This window comes from Crenothrix sp. (genome assembly GCF_043729335.1).
Classification (GTDB): Bacteria; Pseudomonadota; Gammaproteobacteria; order Methylococcales; family Methylomonadaceae; genus Crenothrix.
In genome coordinates this window covers 1-20,976 of sequence record NZ_JAYTLQ010000050.1, presented here as the reverse complement: position 1 = coordinate 20,976, position 20,976 = coordinate 1, and the positions used below count along the sequence as shown (strand labels likewise).

At 43.0% G+C, this 20,976-nt stretch carries 21 protein-coding genes; 7 read left to right on the top strand and 14 right to left on the bottom strand.

Translation table 11 applies throughout. The features are described from left to right. The first annotated feature begins 423 nt into the window (after positions 1 to 423). Complete coding sequence (locus ACHZC4_RS10690; protein ID WP_394753835.1) at positions 424 to 756, top strand: hypothetical protein; 333 nt, start codon at positions 424 to 426, stop codon at positions 754 to 756. A gap of 318 nt (positions 757 to 1,074) precedes the next feature. Here ACHZC4_RS10690 and ACHZC4_RS10685 read toward each other — a convergent pair whose 3' ends face one another. Both ACHZC4_RS10685 and ACHZC4_RS10680 read right to left on the bottom strand, forming a co-directional pair. Continuing rightward, the gene (locus ACHZC4_RS10685) at positions 1,075 to 3,564 is read right to left on the bottom strand and encodes an ABC transporter permease (RefSeq protein ID WP_394753834.1); all 2,490 of its coding nucleotides are present in this window, start codon (positions 3,562 to 3,564) and stop codon (positions 1,075 to 1,077) included. Continuing rightward, entirely contained in the window at positions 3,561 to 4,250 is a 690-nt protein-coding gene (locus ACHZC4_RS10680) for an ABC transporter ATP-binding protein (RefSeq protein ID WP_394753833.1), read from the bottom strand. Before ACHZC4_RS10680 ends, ACHZC4_RS10685 begins: the two co-directional genes overlap by 4 nt. A 30-nt stretch (positions 4,251 to 4,280) precedes the next feature. On the opposite strand from ACHZC4_RS10680, the gene ACHZC4_RS10675 reads away from it, so the two are divergent. Continuing rightward, complete coding sequence (locus ACHZC4_RS10675; RefSeq protein WP_394753832.1) at positions 4,281 to 4,445, top strand: hypothetical protein; 165 nt, start codon at positions 4,281 to 4,283, stop codon at positions 4,443 to 4,445. A 47-nt stretch (positions 4,446 to 4,492) separates the two neighbouring features. Here ACHZC4_RS10675 and ACHZC4_RS10670 read toward each other — a convergent pair whose 3' ends face one another. From ACHZC4_RS10670 to aqpZ, 12 genes are all read right to left on the bottom strand, one after another. Beyond that, positions 4,493 to 5,950, bottom strand: a complete 1,458-nt coding sequence (locus ACHZC4_RS10670; RefSeq protein WP_394753831.1) for a TrkH family potassium uptake protein — start codon at positions 5,948 to 5,950, stop codon at positions 4,493 to 4,495. 64 nt (positions 5,951 to 6,014) lie between these two features. Continuing rightward, positions 6,015 to 7,382, bottom strand: a complete 1,368-nt coding sequence (trkA, locus tag ACHZC4_RS10665; RefSeq protein WP_394753830.1) for a Trk system potassium transporter TrkA — start codon at positions 7,380 to 7,382, stop codon at positions 6,015 to 6,017. A gap of 342 nt (positions 7,383 to 7,724) precedes the next feature. After that, positions 7,725 to 8,399 (bottom strand): hypothetical protein, encoded by a 675-nt coding sequence (locus ACHZC4_RS10660; protein ID WP_394753829.1) that lies wholly within the window; start codon positions 8,397 to 8,399, stop codon positions 7,725 to 7,727. A gap of 262 nt (positions 8,400 to 8,661) precedes the next feature. Further along, positions 8,662 to 8,859, bottom strand: a complete 198-nt coding sequence (locus ACHZC4_RS10655; RefSeq protein ID WP_394753828.1) for a hypothetical protein — start codon at positions 8,857 to 8,859, stop codon at positions 8,662 to 8,664. 277 nt (positions 8,860 to 9,136) lie between these two features. Next, positions 9,137 to 9,640 carry a M48 family metallopeptidase gene (locus tag ACHZC4_RS10650; protein ID WP_394753827.1) on the bottom strand — a complete coding sequence of 168 codons (504 nt, stop codon included), beginning with the start codon at positions 9,638 to 9,640 and terminating at the stop codon, positions 9,137 to 9,139. A gap of 48 nt (positions 9,641 to 9,688) precedes the next feature. Beyond that, a complete protein-coding gene (locus tag ACHZC4_RS10645; protein ID WP_394753826.1) occupies positions 9,689 to 9,973 on the bottom strand; it encodes a DUF5710 domain-containing protein in 285 nt (94 codons plus the stop codon). Between the two features lie 31 nt (positions 9,974 to 10,004). Then, positions 10,005 to 10,613, bottom strand: coding sequence for a Uma2 family endonuclease (locus tag ACHZC4_RS10640; RefSeq protein WP_394753825.1), 609 nt, complete (start codon positions 10,611 to 10,613; stop codon positions 10,005 to 10,007). 50 nt (positions 10,614 to 10,663) lie between these two features. Continuing rightward, the gene (locus tag ACHZC4_RS10635) at positions 10,664 to 12,208 is read right to left on the bottom strand and encodes a GTPase family protein (protein ID WP_394753824.1); all 1,545 of its coding nucleotides are present in this window, start codon (positions 12,206 to 12,208) and stop codon (positions 10,664 to 10,666) included. Between the two features lie 3 nt (positions 12,209 to 12,211). After that, complete coding sequence (locus tag ACHZC4_RS10630; protein WP_394753823.1) at positions 12,212 to 13,387, bottom strand: YcjF family protein; 1,176 nt, start codon at positions 13,385 to 13,387, stop codon at positions 12,212 to 12,214. Positions 13,388 to 13,407: 20 nt separating this feature from the next. Then, entirely contained in the window at positions 13,408 to 13,878 is a 471-nt protein-coding gene (locus ACHZC4_RS10625; RefSeq protein ID WP_394753822.1) for a hypothetical protein, read from the bottom strand. 353 nt (positions 13,879 to 14,231) lie between these two features. Next, on the bottom strand, positions 14,232 to 14,966 hold the full coding sequence (locus ACHZC4_RS10620) for a YidB family protein (RefSeq protein WP_394753821.1): 735 nt from the start codon (positions 14,964 to 14,966) through the stop codon (positions 14,232 to 14,234). A 307-nt stretch (positions 14,967 to 15,273) separates the two neighbouring features. After that, on the bottom strand, positions 15,274 to 15,963 hold the full coding sequence (gene aqpZ / locus ACHZC4_RS10615) for an aquaporin Z (protein WP_394753820.1): 690 nt from the start codon (positions 15,961 to 15,963) through the stop codon (positions 15,274 to 15,276). Between the two features lie 550 nt (positions 15,964 to 16,513). Between aqpZ and ettA the strand changes: the two genes are divergently transcribed. From ettA to ACHZC4_RS10590, 5 genes are all read left to right on the top strand, one after another. Continuing rightward, positions 16,514 to 18,181, top strand: a complete 1,668-nt coding sequence (gene ettA, locus ACHZC4_RS10610; protein ID WP_394753819.1) for an energy-dependent translational throttle protein EttA — start codon at positions 16,514 to 16,516, stop codon at positions 18,179 to 18,181. An 84-nt stretch (positions 18,182 to 18,265) separates the two neighbouring features. Further along, the gene (locus ACHZC4_RS10605) at positions 18,266 to 18,901 is read left to right on the top strand and encodes a Uma2 family endonuclease (RefSeq protein ID WP_394753818.1); all 636 of its coding nucleotides are present in this window, start codon (positions 18,266 to 18,268) and stop codon (positions 18,899 to 18,901) included. A 400-nt stretch (positions 18,902 to 19,301) separates the two neighbouring features. Then, the gene (gene gstA / locus ACHZC4_RS10600; RefSeq protein ID WP_394753817.1) at positions 19,302 to 19,913 is read left to right on the top strand and encodes a glutathione transferase GstA; all 612 of its coding nucleotides are present in this window, start codon (positions 19,302 to 19,304) and stop codon (positions 19,911 to 19,913) included. Positions 19,914 to 20,067: 154 nt separating this feature from the next. Then, complete coding sequence (locus ACHZC4_RS10595) at positions 20,068 to 20,460, top strand: VOC family protein (protein ID WP_394753816.1); 393 nt, start codon at positions 20,068 to 20,070, stop codon at positions 20,458 to 20,460. A gap of 9 nt (positions 20,461 to 20,469) precedes the next feature. Next, positions 20,470 to 20,877, top strand: a complete 408-nt coding sequence (locus tag ACHZC4_RS10590) for a VOC family protein (protein WP_394753815.1) — start codon at positions 20,470 to 20,472, stop codon at positions 20,875 to 20,877. The last annotated feature ends 99 nt before the right edge of the window (positions 20,878 to 20,976 follow it).

Sequence of the window (20,976 nt, the reverse complement as noted above, 5' to 3'; positions counted from 1 at the left end):
GCTGAATTTTTGATGCAATGAGGAAACTCGCAAAAAATACCGTTCCTATCGCTCTGCGTCACGGCCATAGTTGCAAATAAGAAAATACAACCTATGCCAGTGTAAGCAATAATGGGTATAGGGCGAATTTGCAGTAAACTGACTTTCTCAGTCCGACTAATTTCTAGGATGCAGATTAACGCACGCCCTCAAAACCCAGTAAGAGCCTAATTTTTTAGAAGACTGGAACGATAATGTTTATAAAATGTCGCATACATGCCCTCCACATAGTGACATGCTTCCGCTTGGAGCGTGGCATAATTCAAGAATGACGCGGCATCATAGTTAGTCTGGGACGTGGCGGGTATACAGAATCGTATATTAGCATGCTGTTGTGGGCGCTGAGAAAATTCGCTGCCTGTTCGGCAATAAAGGAGAAAACTAATGAAAAAGTTATTTACTCTGCTCACGATCATCGCCACACTTACTCTGCTACCGTCAGTATCTCAGGCTTTCTGTACTGCAACAGGAGGAGTTCCAGGAGTATTCCTTCAAAGAGGTGCTGTTGCAACAAACGTAGGTGTGAGAACAAATAGGATAGGGCCTTTGGTTAACTTCACCACGTCAGATTCGAAGTTAATTACTACAGCGCTGGCGGCCGCGACCACGAATACAACCGTGCTAGTCGCCGGTGACGCATCGTCATGCCCTCCACTCAACGCTCAAGGTTTTATTAATGGAGGCAATATAGTAAGCATCTTAGTAAATCCGAATTAGTACTCCCGTAACTCACATAGTGGCAATTTGATAAAATTAAATAGTTGAAAAACTTTACTTATATGTTCGGTCTATACATGGGAGAGGGTGAGATGAGGAGAATAAAATCACCAAGTTAAATTCCCTTATCCCAGCCTTCTCCTTTATGCCCTTTGGGTACGCTGGAGAAGGCGCTTGAAACCTGTGTAGGTACTTATGCTTTGAAGTATAACAAAACGGTTGTGCCGTTTGCCCGTAGTATTAAAAATAAGCATACAGACAAGATAGAGACGCGAAATCTTGCGTCTCTACTGAGTAGATTAAGGATCAAAAGTCGCTTTATGATGACAGCTCTCTCAAAATACTCACCGGCGATTGATTAACCACATGCCGAATGCCGCTATAGCCTGCCAAGCCCACGCATAAACTGCCAATAATCGGTATTATTAACCACAGATAATAATTCGGGCTGTAATCAATGTGCATCACTTTTGAATATAAACTGTAAATCAACACTTCTGAGATAACCACCGTTATCAGCCCTGCAATTAACCCCAGCAAACCAAATTCAATCAGATGTATCTTAGTCAAAAAAGAGCGCTTGGCGCCTAAGGTTCTTATGATCGCACCTTCTTGGATACGATAATCCAAGGTGGCGTACACTGCTGCAAACAATACAGTAAATCCGGCCAACAAGGAAAAATACAACAAATAATTAATCGCCTGGGTTAGTTGAGTCAAAATAGATTTGAACTGCTTTAAAATAACATCAACTTCCAAAATAGTGGTAGCAGGGTATTTTTTAACCAGGGTATTTAACACATTCTTTTGGGTTTGAGGTAAATAAAAACTGGTCATAAAAGTACTGGGGTAAGCATCCAGCGTGCCCGGTGAGAACACCATATAAAAATTTGGCTTCATGGTATCCCAATCAAGAACCCTGATACTGGCCACTGTGGCTTTAATTTGCTGACTGCCAACCGTAAACGTTAATTGATCGTGCAATTTTATTTTTAGGCTATCCGCCAATTTTTGCTCTACTGATACTAGCCCAGGCTGTGCATTTTGCCACCACTCCCCTCCAGTAATCTTGTTTTCTTCGGGCAAACTTTTAGACCACGTTAAACTCAACTCACGGTGGGTAGCATTGTCGCCTTGTGAATCTTTACTGACCACTTGTTGTACAGGCGTATTATTAATTTCTACCAGACGGCCTTTAATGACCGGATAAAACTGGCTGTGCTGAATACCATTTTTCAGCATGTCCTGCTGGAACGCCGTTTGCTGCTCTGGAAAAATATTCAGTGCAAAATGGTTAGCTGCGTTTTCTGGCAATTGTTTTTCCCAGTTATCGATCAAATCGGTACGCACGGTAAAGCTTAATACCATCGCCACCAGCGTAATGCTAAAAGCCAATATCTGGCTGACACTGGCCTGCGTATTCCTGAGTATACCTTGCAGACCAAAGCGCCAGATCAAACTCATCTGCGGTAATAATTTGGCTGCTAATTTTAATATCCCATAAACCAGCAAGCCTAATAGCACCAAAGTTATTAATCCCACACCGAGTATGGTTGCAGTCATTTTAAGATCGTGCGTATAACGTTCCAGTAATAAGCCAATAATAGCCAGTGCCAAGCCGTAAACCAACCACGCGCTGGTAGGTAACGGTTCCAGTTCGCGGCGCAAAACCCTAAGTGGGGAAACTTGTTTTAACCGTAATAACGGCGGTAAAGCAAACGCCAATAATACCGCTATGCCGATAATAAACCCAAAAAATACCGCCAGCCAACTAGGATTAGCCCCTTGTTGCGGTAACAATGAGCGTAACAAATAAAACAAGCCTTGCTGGGCAATCCAGCCCAGTAAACAACCGATACTACTGGCCACTAAACCTAAAAACATAAATTGGCAGCCGTAAAGCCAAAGAATTTCACTTTGTTTTATGCCTAAACAGCGCAGTATGGCGGTGGCATTAAAATGCCGTTCGGTATAGCGGCGCGTGGCCATGGCTATAGCTACACCAGAAATCAAGATAACGACAATACTTGATAAACCCAGATAACGCTCAGCCCTGCTAAGTGCCGATCCCAATTCAGGGCGGTCGTTATGAATATCCAAAATACGCTGAGAAGGATTTAACTGCGGTTTCAGCCAGCGGTTAAATTCAAGCAACGCCTTGGAATCACCACGGTATTGAAAAAAATAATGCACGTGGCTACCCGGTTGTATGATGCCGGTAGCGTGTAGATCGGCATCATTCATCATCACGCGCGGTGAAAAGCTGTAAAAATCACCTTGTTTGTCGGTTTCGTAAGTCAAAATCTGGCTGACGATCAGTTTTTTTTCACCGACAGTTAACGCATCGCCAAGCTTTAGTTTTAACGCGGACAATACCCGTTTTTCAACCCAGGCGCTGCCCAGTTTAGGGCCTTGATGTACGGTCTGTTCCTGTAAATAATCTGAGCCGGTTACTTTTAAATAGCCTCGCAAAGGATAAGCCTTGCTGACGGCTTTGATGCTGGCCAATAACATCTCGTCATTTTCAATCAACACACTGGAAAATTCTGTGGTTTGAGCGTTATCCAGCTTTAGTTCTTTGGCCTTTGCCAGCCAGTTAGCAGGCTGTAGTTCAGGACTGGTGATGACCAGATCGGCAGCCAGAAAATCGGCAGTTTGCTCGGTCATCGTGCGTTGCAACCGGTCTGCAAACACAGATATAGCCGTTGAGCTGGTGACAGCAATGATTAATGCCAATACCAAAATGGTTAATTCTCCAGAACGGCTATCACGCCATAACAGCCGCAGAGCCAGATTAAAACGGCTCATAGCATAGCTCCGGAATCCAGTTTAATGGTGCGCTGGCAGCGTGCCGCCAAGACTTGATCATGGGTAACCAAAATCAAAGTGGTTTTGTTTTCGTGATTCAGTTCAAATAGCAAATCAATAATAGTCGCGCCGGTTTTGCTGTCCAGATTGCCGGTCGGTTCGTCGGCAAAAAGAATGACTGGTCTGGTGACAAAAGCTCTAGCTAAGGCCACACGCTGTTGTTCACCACCGGAAAGTTGTCTGGGTGTATGTGTCAAGCGATGCGCTAAACCGACTCTGTGCAGTAACGCCGCTGCTAAGCTTTTAGCGTTTTTATTGCCGCTTAATTCCAGTGGCAACATGACGTTTTCCAATGCCGTTAACCCTGGCAATAACTGAAAAGACTGGAAAACAAAGCCAATTAATGCATTTCGAATGGAAGCTCTGCCGTCTTCGTCCATGATGGTTAGCTCATGGTTATTAAGGCGGATTTTTCCGGCGCTAGGGGTATCCAACCCTGCTAATAAACTGATTAAAGTAGATTTCCCAGAGCCAGATTCGCCAACAATAGCAATACTTTCTCCGGCTTTTATTAACAAATTAACCGCTGACAATATATGCAACATGCCTTCGGAAGTCAGCACCGATTTACCCAGGTTTTCCGCTACGATAATGTGTTCTACTGCAATGTCCGCTTGAGTATGCATAATGCTCCGATTTTACTAGCGTAGTTGTTTGTGGATGACTTTGGCCACTATGGCCAGCTTAACAAAGTCATTTTTGGAGAAATTATCCCTGCCTACCAGAACTTTGAATTAGGACAGAACCGTGGTGGTTTGGTTCAGGAAAATGAAAAACCGCTGGCAGCAGTTGCCAGATTGCTGTCAATGGAAGTGTCGTAAGCAGCGCTTACAAAGAATACAGATTAGGGGACATTAGCGGATAAGGCTTATTTTTTCCAAAACTCCGGAATAAACAAAATAACAATAGAAAATATTTGCACACGCCCTAAAAGCATGGCGAAAGTGCACACATTGATTTGAAAATCGGTAAGTACAGAATAATTGCTTGCAGGTCCTACTAGATTAAGACCGGGCCCCGCGTTATTAATGCATGCAATAATAGCGGAGAAGGCTGTCATAAAATCCAGGTCGCTCAATAGTAGGGTAAAGACTAGAAAAACAATAGATATAAAATACAGAAAAATAAATCCCATTACTGAAGAGATAATGTTATTACTGATAACAGAGCCCCCAATTTTCATGGGCTTGATCGCATTAGGATGAATAGATTTAAATAGCTCAAGACGCGCCTGTTTCATAAGAATTATGGTACGGATCATACGTATGCCACCTCCCGTGGAACCGGTAGAGACAGAAATGCTACTTAGAAACAACATCCACATAGGCACAAAAATAGGCCATCGATTAAAGTCTTGCGTCATAAAGCCTGAGGTAGTGGCAACAGTGACCAAGTTAAAAGTGGCATGACGTAATGCTGTAAGGAAATCGGGATAAGTGTTGTAATGCCACAAGACAAAAGCGCAAAAAACACAGCTGCTAAGTATCACAAATAGCATGCCCCGTAATTCCATATCTTTTGTGTAAGGCTTGAAAGAACGTTTCTGAATCGCCAGAAAATGGGTGGCGAAGTTCATTGCCGCCAGTAATTGAAAAAATGTCAGCACACACTCAATCGGTAAGGATTTAAAAAAACTAACGCTGGCATCGTGTGTAGAAAACCCACCTAAGCTCATGGCGGCAAAGGCATGGCAAACCGCATCAAACCAACTCATGCCCACTAAATGTAACGAGATGATGCAAATAATAGTGATAATTACATACGCCTGCCATAAGGCTTTTGCCGTTTGGGCGATACGCGGAGGTAAATCAGATTCTTTGACTGAACCGGGTGATTCTGATTTGAGCAATTGCATGCCACCAATACCTAAAATAGGCAAAATGGCCACGGCAAATACAATAATGCCAATGCCACCAAACCAGGTCAGTTCATGTCGCCAAAGATTAATCGACATAGGTAATTGATCCAAGCCACTGAGTATGGTCGCGCCGGTTGTCGTTAGGCCGGAAATAACCTCAAAATAAGCATCATAAAAATTTAAAGTAGGTAAATAGAGTAATAAAGGCAAAGTACAAAATACTGAAGCCATTGACCAACACATCGTTACTAATAAAAATCCCGCTTGCCGTGACACTTTTTTGGGGGAATGCCGCGTTAAAAAACTCATTAATGCGCCGGACAAAAATGTAATGCTAGTCCCTTGTAAAAAAGCCATCGTAGCTCCGTCTTCTGCTATTACGGAAGTCAGTAAACAGGTAGACATTAAGCCACTAAAGACCATAACAACTACGCCGAAGATATGAGTAACGGTGAAAATAACGTTCATAGTGTAGACAAATTTACCTTATTGCAGGATAACAAAAGACTATTTTTAGGTCTTATTCTGGAAGTCACTTGTTAAGCGGCTGGAACAGTTTTTCAATATACACCACCAGTTTTTTGTCCATCGCAAACATAACCACATGATCATTTTCTTCAAACACGGTGTCATGATGTATGGAAATAACCACTTGATTACGGATTAATGCTCCTAATACAATGCCCAGCGGTAATTTGATGGCATCAACCCGTTGTCCGACCACAGTATTTGAGCCATTATTAAGATGGGCAACCGCTTCAATAGCTTCCGCCGTACCACCGCATAAAGAGCTAACTTGCGCCACATCGCCTTTACGAACGTGTTTTAGAATACTGCCTAGGGTTTCTTGGTTGGGGATAACGGCTAAATCAATACCGGTGCCTGGCAGAAGTTTGCTGTAAGACATATTGTTAAGCAGACAAATAACTTTGCGTGCCCCCAAGCTTTTGGCCAGCGATGCCGAAATAATATTGACCCCGTCATTATCGGTAACGGCGCAGAACAAATCTGTGCTATCAATGGATTCATCCAGCAACAAAGTTTCATCCGAGCAGTCACCTTTTAAAACGACGGCACTCTCAATTTCATTGGCAATTTTTTTCGCACGTCTTAAATCTTTTTCAATAATTTTAACGTGGTAATCATCTTGCAAAGCCAATCCCAAACGTTTGCCGATGTGTCCACCGCCAGCAATAATAATTTTCTTTATCGGGCGTTCTAGTTTGTGCAAAGCTCTTAATACTCGCCTAACTTCATCACGCGGAGCGGCTATAAATAATTCGTCAGCGGGTTCAATAGTTGCATCGCCGGTTACTTGCAATGGTTTGCCTTGCCGGAATATCGCTACAATACGGATTTTTCCGCTCGCCATCAGGCCTTTTAAATCTTTGATTTTTTTACCGGTGACAAAACCATCGACAACTACTTTAACGGAAAACAAGCGTATCAAGCCACCGGCAAACTCCGATACGTGCAGCACACCCGGAAATTCGATGAGATTGTAAATGGAATTTTTGACAATTTGTTCAGGGCTGATGACATGATCAATGGGAATGCCATTGGGGCCAAACAAATGCGGATGCTTTAAAAAATCGATAGCGCGGACGCGGGCAATAGTTTTCGGTCGGCTGTACAAGGTATTAATGACCATGCACGCTAACATGTTGGTTTCATCGCTGTCCGTGACCGCGATAACCATGTCGGCGTACTCTACCCCAGCCTGTTCTAGGATACAAGGGTGTGCCGCATTGCCACATACGGTGGCAAGGTCAAAACGTTCTTTTAAAGCTTCAAGGAGTTGTGGCTTGAAATCAACCACAACAATATCATTTTCTTCTCGTGCTAACGCTTCAGCAACCGACGAACCCGTCACGCCAGCGCCAAGTATAAGTACCTTCATTTGCAGCCTACAAAATTAAAATCGCTATCAAGTTTAATGACCAATACACACTGTCATCTTGACCGGCGTGTATTTTAGCGTAATTAATGATGGGGGAACACTGGTTAATTTTACAGGGCTTGTATTTTTGGCTATCCACATAAGACGGGACACTCAATAAGGCACACCGTTCGAGCTTGTCGAATGGCTCACCACGAACGGCACACCTTCACCTGTCCCGACTTAAAAGTTGGAAGCCGTATTTTTGAATCTTTGCTAACCGCAAAAAATATAGATGGACACTAAATTAACGACAACCGGATTGCCTGGCTTTATTAAAAAAATTTCTCTCTTGGCGGCTTTTTACGCTGCCAATTGAGGCTCAAGAAGTGAAATCGCTTCTTCACAAGGAATGGTGTTTTTAGGCTCGTTGCTGATAAAGCTTGCCAAGGCGGAGATTGCGCACCAATTTGCTTGATTGCTGACAAATCTAAACGCAGCCAAAAACAGTTCCGTCAGTTTCTGCTCGCGTTCAATCGTTAGCGGTATGAGGCATTCCATGTATTGCGCAATAAGTGCACTATCAGAACAACCCTCATAAAAGCGCAATGCCCCAACATTCATTAAATTGGAATTGAAAGGCTCACCATCGCACAAGGCAACATATTTAGCTTCAGCCAGTGATCCTACTAACAAATTGATAACATCTGCTTCGAAAGCACAGCGGTATTCTTTGTATTGAGCCCACGAAAAATAGCTCGCAGTTTCAACAAATGACAAAGGCAGATTTTGGATGAGCCGCCCACCTTCAACTTCTGCCGTGTATGAGCCATATTTTTGCGAAAACCGGTTTGCTTGCTGACCATTCATTTGCTGTTGATTAATGTTGATTTGAAAATAGACGGCGGGTAAGTCTTTTTGTTTATTGCCCAAATAAATAGCCGCAGCATGGCCTGCCAAGTGATAGGTGATTCGCTTGTCAATTTTAGTATGCGTGTTTTGCAGGGAATTAAAAGTTATAGTGTCATTTTTCATCATAATCTCCTTTTTTGAGTGAAATATTATGTTGGATATCAGCGCGAATAATGCATAGCCGCACTGATTAGTCGAGGGGCTATCGTCGTTTAGGGGTAATAACTACAAAACAATACAGGTCAGTAAAATCAATAAATTGAGATATTTGTTTTTTCAACTTTATAGTTTGCAGATTTTCTATGAATCAATGGGTTAGAAGCGGAAAATTGCACAATCTTACCGAGCTGCATTGATTTGTACGGACTACCCGTAATTTATGTCGCTTTCAATGAATTATTTCTTTTAAAACCAGCATTTCCTTGGCTCGCCCTGCGTCACTCAGTTCCTGACTTGGCAAAAAACCTCTGCATTCTGCTTTGTAACAAGAAAACCTAGCGGCCCTATCAGTGAGCTGAAAAATTTCAGTGTATTTTTTTGCATGTAAAATGCCAGAACTTTTAATTTTCCTAATTGTTTTACTCATTTCATACTCCACACATCAGTCAGAATTGACTATTTTTAAAAGGCTTTTCAAAGAAACCAGTAAGAAAAAATTGCTAGTCATCACAAAACTATTTTCGCTTGTTAGGCTAAGGGCTGCAACAACTTAGAATTGGGTATTAATGGCTATGAAATGGTTAGGTAAAATACCCATTTTTTGACGTTCAAAAGTTCGGCGGCAGTCAAATGGAGAGTACTGGGACGAGGAAAGGTGGCCGGTATTAGAGCTTTTCTCTACGGTCAAACTGAGTCAATCGTAGTCAATAAAGCTTATCCCCAAGCTCAAGATAAGTCAGGTAAAGTCGCATATCAAACTCCAATTGAGCGTAATCGGGTTCCATGTATGCGCATAATTTATAAAATGCCTTGTTATGCTGCTTTTCTCTTAGATGCGCCAGTTCATGCACAACAATCATTCTCAAAAACTCAAGCGGGGCAATTTTAAAGATCGCGCCTATCCGAATCTCATTTTTGGCCTTCAAATTTCCACCTTGCACTCTGGATACAAAAGTATGTAATCCTAGTGCGTGATGCAACACGTCGATCTTATCATCGTAAATGACCTTGCTGAGCGGATTGGATTGCCGAAGGTATTGGTTCTTCATATCCAGAGCATAGTTGTAGAGCGCTTTATCGGTTTTGATGTTATGGGCGACAGGGTATTTTTTCAACAAAACTTCAGCCAACTTATCGTTATCAATAAGCTTTTGTACTTGCTGCGTTAAGGTTGGCGAGTAACCCGCTAAATATTTTAATGTAGTCATTTCAAGATAAGAGACCTAGTCAATCGAGTAGTGCTTGAAAAACAAGTTTCAGTTCCATGGCGGTTCATCGCCATTGTAGGCAACAAAATTTTTATCGATGGCATAAGTCATCACGCCAGAGGAAACCTTACCAGCGGGTACCGTATTTTTTACGGGTGTTGTGGTAATTGATTGCACTGTGCCGGATTGAACGAGCCATTGTGTAAAAAGCGAAATGTCCTTATCGGCTGGGACATACCATTTTTTAACAGTGCCATCCCATCTTGCTCCCAGTGCTTTTGCCGCATCTTTTTGTGCAAATGGCACGTTGAGATAAACTTTTGAATCTGCCATTTTATAACCGAGTTAGCGCGTGTTTGTGATGTCAATTAACAGATTCATCTGCTTCAGGATTTTTATCTGCGTCATCCAGAACTTTGTCGTACACTTCGCGCAAGCTCAGTGTGCAACCTATACTCTCCAGCGACACCGTAGCATCAAGTTCTATAGTTTCCGATAACATCCAAATATCACCTTGCCGCAAATAGCGTTCAATACTGGGCTGGTCTTGCGTCACCAACAAATATTCACAAAGGCTGGCAATTTTACGATAATGAGCAAACTTACCCCCTCGATCATACGCTTCGGTAGAAGGCGACAGCACTTCAATGAGTACAGTAGGGTTGAGCAAGGTATCGACATGCGCATCTTCAAATTGGGGTGTGCCACACACCACAGTAATATCCGGATAATGATAACTACGCGCTGTAACGGCTTTTACACGCATATCGTTAACGTACGCCTCGCAGGGACGATTTTTAAGTTGTAATCCGAGTTCTCGAGCAATATTAAACACTATCAGATTATGTTGACGACTTGCGCCCATCATGGCATAAATTTCACCGTCATGAAATTCGCTTTTATACGGTGCATTACGCTCCAGGCTTAAATAATCTTCCGTTGTGTAATGCGTTTTTTTTAATATGATGGACACAGTTCACCTCTTAAAGAGTAGTTTTAACAGTTAAGTATCTCATACTGGATTTAAATTTTATCGGTAGTTTTTACAGTAAAATTTAAAATAACCTGTCCCGCTTGCACGGCCTGATTGCGCCATTGTTGCCAGTAACTTTCTGCTTGATACTGGCGCAAACACCGCAAATAACGTACCCGTTGCGCGGCGTTAAGATGCTCATGAATCAGTGGCATTAAACCGTCTTCAATATTATAAATCGGTTTTTCCGGCGCAAGACAAACAGGAACCACACAATCTAGCGACAAACTCAAATCCTGTGCAATGGCTTCACAAGCCTGACGAATATTTTGCGATTTGGCATTATCCGGTTGCTGAATATTATAAGGCGGCTGCCATTCGCGCACTGGCCGTAATTTATCACAATGCGTCGCTACAGCAATAATCACAGGCAAGGCTTGGTTGGCATAGTGTTCCTGAAAAGAATGCCGAATAGCATTTAGCTGTTGCGCATCCACTTCTCTAGCTGCTTGCGTTGCATTACATACGATTAAAATCACATCCACCTTGCCCCATTGTTTTTTGAGCGCGGCAGGTGCATCTTCGTGCATTAAACCACCATAACCGGCGCTATCTAATATGATGGCTTGTTGCAGGCCATTGCGCTCCAGTAAATAAGGCGTAATTTCTGCGGTAGTGGGCAATAAACCTTCCGCAGTTTTTATTTCACCAAACAGCGCATTAATTAAGCTGGATTTACCGCTGCTCACTTGCCCTAACAACAACAAACGCAAAGGCTCTATGGATTGACTTTGTGCTTGCGTTTTAATGTCTTTTTTGGAAGCAGCCGTTAACCGGTCAGTAGGGACAATGTCATCTAAAGTTATCTGGCCACTGTACAATTGAATGGCGTAGTAACCCAGTTTGTTAATGTAAGCATTTATCAAGCGTTGCGAGAGTTCATCGGTAACGGTATTAACCCCTTTGTTGACCAAGACGTCGCGGGCTTTAGCCAATGCTGCCCCTGACCAGTTAAACAGCCAATGTCCGACATTTAAAATTAATTTGTATTTAGTTAAGGTATTGACCGCTTGTTTGGCGCGTACTAAATCACCTACCCGCACGGCATGGCTGCCGGGGATTTTATCCAATACCTCGTGTTGAATATCATCACACACCAATACTATTAACTTTAGTAAGTACGGCAGGGGAAATTCCAGAATAGGGTATTTAGAATCGGCATTAAAGCGGCGTGCAACCTGCGTTAACACGTCATTAGTGACGGCTAGAAATTTAGGGTAATCCGTTAAAAAATCTGTTTCGGTTTGCCAGTGTTGGCTTAATGTTTCAATATCTTGCCAGGCATGTTGCGCCTGATCTGACCAATTGGGGTTGGCATCAACAGCAAAAGGCTGCATAAATACCGGCGCTTTATGGCTACGACGCCAATGCACCAAAGCATACACCAATGCCGCATTAGCCGATAACACACCAATACCATGAAAAAGCCAGCCTTGCTGCCATAACCAGTAACTGCCCAAAACAACCAAAACCAACCACGGCAATAAAAACAACAGTGTTATCAATAGGCCAAAGCGCGTAAATTGAACCGGCATAAACTAGCTTTCCTTATTTTTAAGAAACTGACGTGCGTGTAAGAAAGCCTCATCGTAAGCTTGTTTTAACGCGGCGTGATCAGGCAAAGCGCCGCGTTTGACGCTGTATAAATACACGCAAAAAGCTTTGCCCAGCGCATAAGTCATGGCGCCTGAATATACCCCGGCTACTGCGGAACCGTATACCGGCACCAATTTCAACAATTCTCGTCCTAATAAACCCATACCGACACTCACGCCGACAAGACTGGTAAATTCAGCGTATAGCCTGCGGGTTAATTCCAGTCCATAAATAGAAGCAATGCTCAGGAAGAGTTTTGCCTGCACCGCCAATACTAAAGGCAAGCCCGCCAGCGGAATGGCACCTAAAGCTACATTTAGAAAAGCATAACCTACCAGGTGCGGATGGGCTTTTCTGGCATGAAAATCCAGCAACGCTTTATGATGCTCAGTTCCGCGTAATAAACCAATGGCTCCCAAAGGCAACACGTTTTCAATGGCATCCCATAAGGTATCCAAGCCATAATGGACAGGTTCAAAGCCATCTTCAGGCAAGGTAAAATCAACCGGCACAAAATGCACAGGCAGTGCTTTAAACCAGTCTTGCTGGTGCAATAAAACTTGTGCCAATGCCGAAGAAACTTGCGCAGGGAATGGCTTTTGCTGATAAGGGTAAGGCTGAATATGCTCAGCATCACTGGCATAACCGTCATGCAAGGCCGTTTGTACCACAATAATTGGCCAGTTTGGATGCTGCTTATGAATGCTGAGTACAGTATCAATAACCTCGGATTGATTCATATCCACAGCGCGCATTACCACGATTAATAAATGTGCCTGATTGGCACACCACGCTAAATCTTCATCCGGCTGATAAGCTGTTTCACCCAAGCCACGCGTATCTAAAAAGCGCAGCATGGGATGGCTGGTTGAAGGAAAATCATAAAACCGTGATCTTTTGGTGCACGGCTGAAAGCCATTGCCAATTTCTGCGGCATCGTTGCCGGTTAAGGCTCTAATAATTGAGGTTTTACCGGATTGAGTTTTGCCGAGCAACCAAAATACCGGAACAGGCAAGCGTTGCTTAACGTTGTCTATTTTGGCATCAACGTCTTTTGCTTTTGGGCTAAAAAGCGCAGTGCCTAAATTTTTCCACGTCCACCCACTGATGATTTTCATTTTATTTTATTGAGCTCCCATTAATTAAACCACATAGCAAACTTTGCTTTAGCCTGAGCTTTATAGTGCTTTAATTTCTCATAAACAGGCGTTTCGACAATTTTTTGATGCGCCCATTCCAGCCAACGCATAATAGTCGTGTATATAGATTCAAAAAATTTAAAGCTTAAAAGCTGTGGCTTGGTTAACGCAAACACTCTGGCAACCAGTACGGTCGCCAGTAATTTGGCCGTTATTTCAAGCGCAATGCCTTGCAAGATTAAACCATTGGCCAGCATAATAACGGCAACGATATTAATAGGCGCGACAATTAATAGCGGAATGCCAAAGGCTAGCAATGCGATATTGGGCGAAGTTTGGCTGAGCCATTGTTCAATTCGGCTGAGATTTAGCCATACCACTAACCAGCGGCCAAAAGCGCTTAATAAATCCCAAAGCCATTCCTCAAAAATCAGAAAAATGGCCAAAAACGTAATTAGAATTTTTCTCATAATGTGCTTAAGTGGGTTTAAAATAATTTATTTTATAGGCCAAATACGCTGGTGTTATTAAAAAACTTAATTAATAGACGTCTACAACTAAATCTGTCAGACCTTAAGACAAGCAATTAGTTGCTGCAAAAATAGCCTTTAAACGCGAGGTGGATTTTGATAATTTGCCAGGAAGGAATAACACGGTCTAAATTGGTAGGTGCGCAACTGGGTTTCAAAATTTGAATGATATTAATAGAAGAGAAATCCCCTGTTATCGAGTTAGCTTTGGCAGATTAAAACCAGGTACTAAGATATATAAACAATTAAACTGAACCCACAACAATCATGGGCTCAGTTAGCATTAAAAAAGCTTACGGAATGCGCAGTACTTGTCCTGGAGAAATACGATCAGGATCGCTGAGTTTATCGCGGTTAGCTTCAAAAATTTGCATCCAATGATTACCATCACCGTACATATGCTTGGCTATTTTAGATAAAGAATCGCCCGAAACAACCGTATAGGTTCTGTTAGCGGCAGCTGCGGGTGCAGCAGAGGCATTATCTGGAGCCATTCCTATAGAAGAAGAGCCGGAATCCGAAATTGCCGTGTTATCAGCACTTTCAGAATCCCCCTGATCACGATTGTTATACGCCGATGCCGCCGCTTTAGCAGCCATAGCTACACCTACGGCACCAAGACCCCCTAATATAACCTTAGATAAAGTTCCCAAATGATGGGGCTCAGGCACTTCACCATCAGGCGTTACTTCATTAACCACCGAAGGTAAAACTTGTGACAGCACTTCTGCGCCTTTCTCTTCTGGAATGCCGGCTTGTTTGGCAAGATCGTTAACCTGATCCTGACCCAGCGCCGCTACCACTTGATCGGGACTGACCGGTTTGTTTTCACCGCCGCCCACCCAAGATGCCGCAACATCACCTAATCCAGATTTTTGAAATTTTTCTACCAAACCCGATAAGCCACCGGTATTAGAATTTTGTAACATGCCTAGTACACCCGCTACTAGATTTTGAGTTTGGCTTTGTCCATTTCCACCCAGCGCACTTTGTACAGCAACTTGTGCCAGACTACTTAATAAACTCATCGTTTTTTCTCCTAATCAGTTGAAATTAAATCAACAAGGCCAGACTTGTGCTGCCCTAGATCGCATGATATAGCAAACCCTATGGTTTGTGTCGCTAAAATTACCGCTATATCAAGATTTTTTTACACTATTAAAATGTAGCTATGCTCGTAAAGCGGGACATTCGTACGCGCTGAGTTGTCAGGCATATGGTTCATGGTTCGACAAGGCTCTCATGAGCTTGTCGAATGGCTCACTATTTATGCCCTTTGGGCACGAACGGTTTTTAAAATTGTCCAGCCTTACAACATGTTGCCGTCAAAACCCATCATTCATCGGGTGTGCTAATAAATTTGTAGACGACTGCACCCAACATAGCGCCCAAAATGGGTGCAACCCAAAACAACCATACCTGCGCCATCGCCCAGTCCCCTACATAGACAGCAACGCCTAAGCTTCTGGCAGGATTTACCGAGGTGTTGGTAACAGGAATGCTGATTAAGTGAATTAATGTTAAGCCCAAACCTATGGCAATAGGCGCTAAACCTTGTGGTGCGCGGCTATCGGTAGAACCCAAAATTATCAGCAAAAACATCATGGTCATAACCACTTCAGTCACCAAAGCCGAAAACATGGAGTAGCCGCCCGGCGAATGAATGCCGTATCCATTAGAGGCAAAACCATTGGCCAAACTAAAATCCGCTTTGCCGCTAGCAATAAGATATAACACCCCTGCCCCGGCAATAGCGCCAAAAACTTGAGCAGTAATATACGGTAACAACTTATTGGCTGGGAAACGTCCTGCCATCCAAAGGCCAATCGAAACAGCTGGATTCAGGTGACAGCCCGAAATATGCCCTATTGCAAATGCCATGGTTAAAACCGTTAAGCCAAAAGCAAAAGATACGCCTAGCAAACCAATACCCACATCCGGAAAGGCCGCAGCCAGTACCGCACTGCCACAACCACCCAACACCAACCAAAATGTTCCAAAAAATTCAGCAAAGCCTTGTTTCATAATATTCCCCTTGTTTAAATAGACAGCCAATAAAACCAATAAGCCTTAATCGAAGCCGCTTTCAATGTAAAGAAAGCATATTTAATCATAGTATAATTTACGATTTACGTTATTATTTTTTCACTTTATGTCAATACTCCCATAAATATAATGGTGCATTTTTTACTTTAACAGCCGGTTATTTTCAGTAGCGGTCAATTATAAATCGCAGTTAACTAGCCCTAGGACTAAGTCGCCTTGAATTATTGGCATACGTATATTCAAACGCCATGCCGCGCTCGGCTTGTCCGTCACTGACGTTTGACCATATCACCTCATTGGCTGCGATGCAAATGAAGATTACCTGATTTAATTTTTTGGTCGAATAGCTTTTAAATTGAGTGTACAAAGTTTGCCGTACCGTTATCATAACTATTAATAATCAACCCATAACGTGGAATAATAAGGGTATTGCCTAAGCAATATCATTCAATTGAGGATAGCAGATTTAGGTTCCTGTCCTTAAACCTTTTGTTGCACTATTTTTTCAACCTTGAGCTAAAACATAACTATGGCGCAATACATCTATTCCATGAATCGGGTCGGTAAAATCGTCCCTCCTAAAAAATATATCCTGAAAGATATTTCCCTGTCTTTTTACCCTGGCGCAAAAATTGGTGTGCTGGGTTTAAACGGCTCAGGAAAATCTACCTTGCTAAAGATTATGGCGGGTATTGATAAGGAAATCGAAGGCGAAGCGATACCGCTGAAGGGCATCAATATTGGTTATTTATCCCAAGAGCCACAGCTTGATGCTGACAAAAGCGTGCGTGGTAATGTTGAAGAGGCCGTCTCCCATATTAAAGCGGCGTTGGAAGAACTGGATGCCGTCTATCAGGCTTATGCAGATCCAGAAGCTGATTTTGATAAGCTGGCGGCAGAACAAGCGCGGCTGGAAGATATTATTAATGCCTGCGATGGCCATAACTTAGATCGACGTTTGGAGGTAGCCGCGGATGCCCTGCGCTTACCGGATTGGGATGCCGATGTCACTAAGTTATCAGGAGGCGAAAAACGCCGTGTGGCGCTGTGCCGCTTGCTGCTGTCCAATCCTGATATGCTGTTACTGGATGAACCCACCAACCATCTGGATGCCGAATCGGTGGCTTGGCTGGAACGATTTTTACATGATTATCCGGGTACCGTGGTTGCCGTCACCCATGACCGTTACTTTTTAGATAATGTCGCGGGTTGGATTTTGGAACTGGACAGAGGATCGGGCATTCCGTGGGAAGGCAATTACTCCAGTTGGCTAGAACAAAAAAGCGCCCGTTTATTATTGGAAGAAAAACAGGAGACCAACCGCCAAAAAGCCATGAAAGCCGAGCTGGAATGGGTACGTTCCAACCCTAAAGGCCGCCATGCCAAAAGTAAGGCACGATTATCCAAGTTTGAAGAGCTATCATCCGTCGATGTGCAAAAGCGTAACGAAACCCAGGAAATTTATATTCCACCTGGGCCACGTTTAGGCGATGTGGTGTTTGAAGCAGAAAACATCTGCAAAGGTTTCGGCGATAAACTGCTGATTAACAATTTGAACTTTAAGCTGCCACCCGGCGGTATCGTCGGTATTATCGGCCCAAATGGTGCGGGTAAAACTACATTGTTCCGTATGATGGCAGGCCTTGAAAAGCCTGATTCTGGTACGTTAACCATCGGCCAAACAGTAGAAATGTCTTATGTTGACCAGCTTCGTGACGATATGGATGCCAAGAAGACCGTCTGGGAAGAAGTGTCTGACGGCCTTGATATGATTACCGTTGGCAAGTATGAAACACCGTCGCGAGCTTATTTGGGCCGCTTTAATTTTAAAGGTGGCGACCAGCAAAAACGTATTGGTGAGTTGTCTGGTGGTGAACGTAACCGTGTGCATTTGGCCAAATTGCTAAAAACCGGCGGCAACGTGCTGTTACTTGATGAACCCACTAACGATCTGGACGTGGAAACCCTGCGGGCTTTGGAAGATGCGCTATTAGCTTTTCCGGGTTGCGCGGTGGTTATTTCGCATGATCGCTGGTTTCTGGATAGGATTGCCACGCATATTCTGGCATTTGAAGGCGACAGCAATGTAGTGTGGTTTGAAGGCAATTATGAAGATTACGAAGCCGATAGGCATCGTCGTTTGGGCAGCGATGCGGATACGCCACATCGTTTGAAGTATAAGAAGTTGGCAGGTTGAGTTTTAACGGCTTGCTGAACGTATAATTCCCCATGCACCTGTAGAGACGCAATTGTTGCGTCTCTACATTCAAAAGAGGTTTTTATGGTTGCAACTATCGCCCCTGAAAATAGAAATTCCAAACTTTTTATTTATCCTTCCGAGCCATTAGAAATTGATTTTGGCAATCTGCTAAAACCCATGAACGACGACGATTTTTTTTATTTCTGTCAGCAGCACACAGATTTACGGATTGAAATGGATAAGTTTGGAGAAATAAGCATTATGTCACCTACTGGCAGCGAAACGGGCGGTATCAATTTTGATTTAATTGCAGATTTTGGCATTTGGGTAAGACAAGATGGAACCGGAAAAGGTTTTGATTCTTCCACTGGGTTTGTGTTGCCCAATGGTGCCAAACGTTCACCGGATTTGTCGTGGATTAAGCTAGAGAAATGGAATGCTATTGCAGCGGAACAACGTAAAAAATTTGCGCCGATTTGCCCTGATTTTGTCGTGGAACTTCGTTCGGAATCGGATTTATTAGCCAAGTTGCAAGACAAGATGAAAGAATATATCGAAAATGGTGCAGTGCTAGGTTGGCTGATTGATGTTAAAGACAAGAAGGTTTATGTTTATCAGCAAAATACGCTAGTTCAGGTACTGGATAATCCAGCCGAAGTTTCAGGAGAGCCTTTATTGAAAGGCTTTGTTTTGCAGATGAGAGGGATTTTGGATTAAGAAATACTAGGAAAACAGCGGCTTTAAATTTAAAAGTTGCCCAAAAAACCCAGTAATTCATATCTTTTCATTAATAAAGATTGACAGCTATCTTTTTAACCGCCCGCACCACTTCAATCCTCCCATTAGTCCGTTATGTGGGTCAACGTACAGACAATTAAGCTAAATAATTGTACTTTTAGCCTAAATGAAAAAAAGTAGCTCTCCATTACATCTGCTTCAAATATAACTTACAGCACTTGCGCTTTAGCAACGTTAAAACCACCTTTCCGAAGTAAAAGCATTTTCCAATTGACGAACCCATCCCTACCGAGATAATTAATCATCATGTAAGGACAAAAAATATCTCGTCAAAACAAAAAATTGAAAATGATAATTGCTTAAAAACAGGAGACACATCATGAAATTATATTTTACACCGGGAGCCTGTTCCATGGCTCCGCATATCATATTGATGGAAGCAGGCTATGACTTTGATTTGGAAAGCGTGGATCTGGTTAATAAACACACCGCAAGTGAAGAAGACTTCATGACCATTAATCCTAAAGGCTATGTGCCAGCCCTGCAACTTGATGATGGCGAAATTTTAACCGAAGTTGCCACCATACTTCAGTATCTTGCCGATCAAAAACCTGAGTCCGGATTAGCGTTGAAAGCTGGAAAAATGGAGCAACGATATCGTTTAACGGAGTGGTTGAACTTTATCTCTTCAGAAATCCACAAACAGTTTGCGCCTTTGTTTAATCCCAAAATTACACCAGAGTGGCGGGAGCATCAAGTAAGCCAGCTGGCTAAACGTTTTGATTATTTGTCGGAACAACTCAACGGAAACCCTTACCTGATGGGTGAACAATTTAGCGTGGCGGATGCGTATTTATTTACCGTCCTTAATTGGAGTCGTAAGTTTAAAATTGATCTTGGAAAATGGCCCAAACTACAAGACTACATGCGACGCATAGAAGATCGATCCGCAGTACAACAAACCATGAAGGCCGAAGGGCTAATCCATTAGCAACTTTAAAATAAGTTTCACAGCAGGTAACTGGATACAGACAGATAATAAATTTCCTGCCCGCATGTAGTGTGACCTTAAACTTTAATCCGGAGAACATTCATGAATAAACCCATACCGGACAGTTCCCCTACGCTGAGTTCAGGAGAATGTCATGGATACAAAATATAAACAACATGGCGCGTTCAGTTGGTGCGAGTTGCTGACTACCGATACCGTAGATGCCAAACGCTTTTACAGCAAACTTTTCAACTGGACGCTAGAAACCGCACCTATGCCCGGCATGGAATACACGTTACTAAAATGCGCTGGCGAACAGATTGGTGGCATGATGGCTATTCCACCACAAACTCAAGGTATGCCACCGGCTTGGGGGGTGTATGTTACCGTAGATGATGTAGATGCTACCGCCAAACTCGCCGTTGAAATGGGTGGAAAACTGTGTCTTGGCCCACACGATATTCCCGACGTTGGACGTTTTTGCGTGCTACAGGATCCACAAGGGGCGATGATTAATATCATTACTTATCTACCCCAAGCTGATTAAGGAACCTGTATGTCCACCAAAATTTTTGTGAATCTGCCGGTAAAAAATCTTGATCAAGCTATCGAATTTTTTACACAGCTGGGTTATGAATTTAATGCCCAGTTTACCGACGAGACAGCAACTTGCATGATTGTGAGTGATTATATTTTTGTCATGCTGTTGACTGAAGCCAAATTCCAGACGTTTACCCCAAAGGCTATTTGCGACGCTACCAAGAGCACAGAAGTGCTAATTTGTTTATCGTGTGAAAGCCGCGCAGATGTCGATGACATGGTACGCATGGCTGTGTCTGCTGGCGGCACAACTTATAACGAACCGCAAGACCATGGGTTTATGTATGCGCATGGCTTTCAAGATTTGGATGGTCATATTTGGGAGTTGATTTATATGGAACCTGGGGCAATTAATCAAAACTAGTATTCAGTCAATTTTATTTTGACAGGTATAAATTTAAAAAACCGTTCGTGGTGAGCTTGTCGAACCATGAACCACAAGTCCTTCGACAAGCTCAGGACG

Coding starts and splice junctions, on each gene's coding strand:
- ACHZC4_RS10685 (WP_394753834.1), bottom strand. CDS start 3,564: ATGAGCCGTTTTAATCTGGCTCTGCGGCTGTTATGGCGTGATAGCCGT.
- ACHZC4_RS10605 (WP_394753818.1), top strand. CDS start 18,266: ATGGTTGCAACTATCGCCCCTGAAAATAGAAATTCCAAACTTTTTATT.
- ACHZC4_RS10645 (WP_394753826.1), bottom strand. CDS start 9,973: ATGGCAGATTCAAAAGTTTATCTCAACGTGCCATTTGCACAAAAAGAT.
- ettA (WP_394753819.1), top strand. CDS start 16,514: ATGGCGCAATACATCTATTCCATGAATCGGGTCGGTAAAATCGTCCCT.
- ACHZC4_RS10625 (WP_394753822.1), bottom strand. CDS start 13,878: ATGAGAAAAATTCTAATTACGTTTTTGGCCATTTTTCTGATTTTTGAG.
- ACHZC4_RS10650 (WP_394753827.1), bottom strand. CDS start 9,640: ATGACTACATTAAAATATTTAGCGGGTTACTCGCCAACCTTAACGCAG.
- ACHZC4_RS10655 (WP_394753828.1), bottom strand. CDS start 8,859: ATGAGTAAAACAATTAGGAAAATTAAAAGTTCTGGCATTTTACATGCA.
- ACHZC4_RS10635 (WP_394753824.1), bottom strand. CDS start 12,208: ATGCCGGTTCAATTTACGCGCTTTGGCCTATTGATAACACTGTTGTTT.
- ACHZC4_RS10590 (WP_394753815.1), top strand. CDS start 20,470: ATGTCCACCAAAATTTTTGTGAATCTGCCGGTAAAAAATCTTGATCAA.
- ACHZC4_RS10680 (WP_394753833.1), bottom strand. CDS start 4,250: ATGCATACTCAAGCGGACATTGCAGTAGAACACATTATCGTAGCGGAA.
- gstA (WP_394753817.1), top strand. CDS start 19,302: ATGAAATTATATTTTACACCGGGAGCCTGTTCCATGGCTCCGCATATC.
- ACHZC4_RS10620 (WP_394753821.1), bottom strand. CDS start 14,966: ATGAGTTTATTAAGTAGTCTGGCACAAGTTGCTGTACAAAGTGCGCTG.
- ACHZC4_RS10595 (WP_394753816.1), top strand. CDS start 20,068: ATGGATACAAAATATAAACAACATGGCGCGTTCAGTTGGTGCGAGTTG.
- trkA (WP_394753830.1), bottom strand. CDS start 7,382: ATGAAGGTACTTATACTTGGCGCTGGCGTGACGGGTTCGTCGGTTGCT.
- ACHZC4_RS10630 (WP_394753823.1), bottom strand. CDS start 13,387: ATGAAAATCATCAGTGGGTGGACGTGGAAAAATTTAGGCACTGCGCTT.
- ACHZC4_RS10690 (WP_394753835.1), top strand. CDS start 424: ATGAAAAAGTTATTTACTCTGCTCACGATCATCGCCACACTTACTCTG.
- ACHZC4_RS10660 (WP_394753829.1), bottom strand. CDS start 8,399: ATGATGAAAAATGACACTATAACTTTTAATTCCCTGCAAAACACGCAT.
- ACHZC4_RS10670 (WP_394753831.1), bottom strand. CDS start 5,950: ATGAACGTTATTTTCACCGTTACTCATATCTTCGGCGTAGTTGTTATG.
- aqpZ (WP_394753820.1), bottom strand. CDS start 15,963: ATGAAACAAGGCTTTGCTGAATTTTTTGGAACATTTTGGTTGGTGTTG.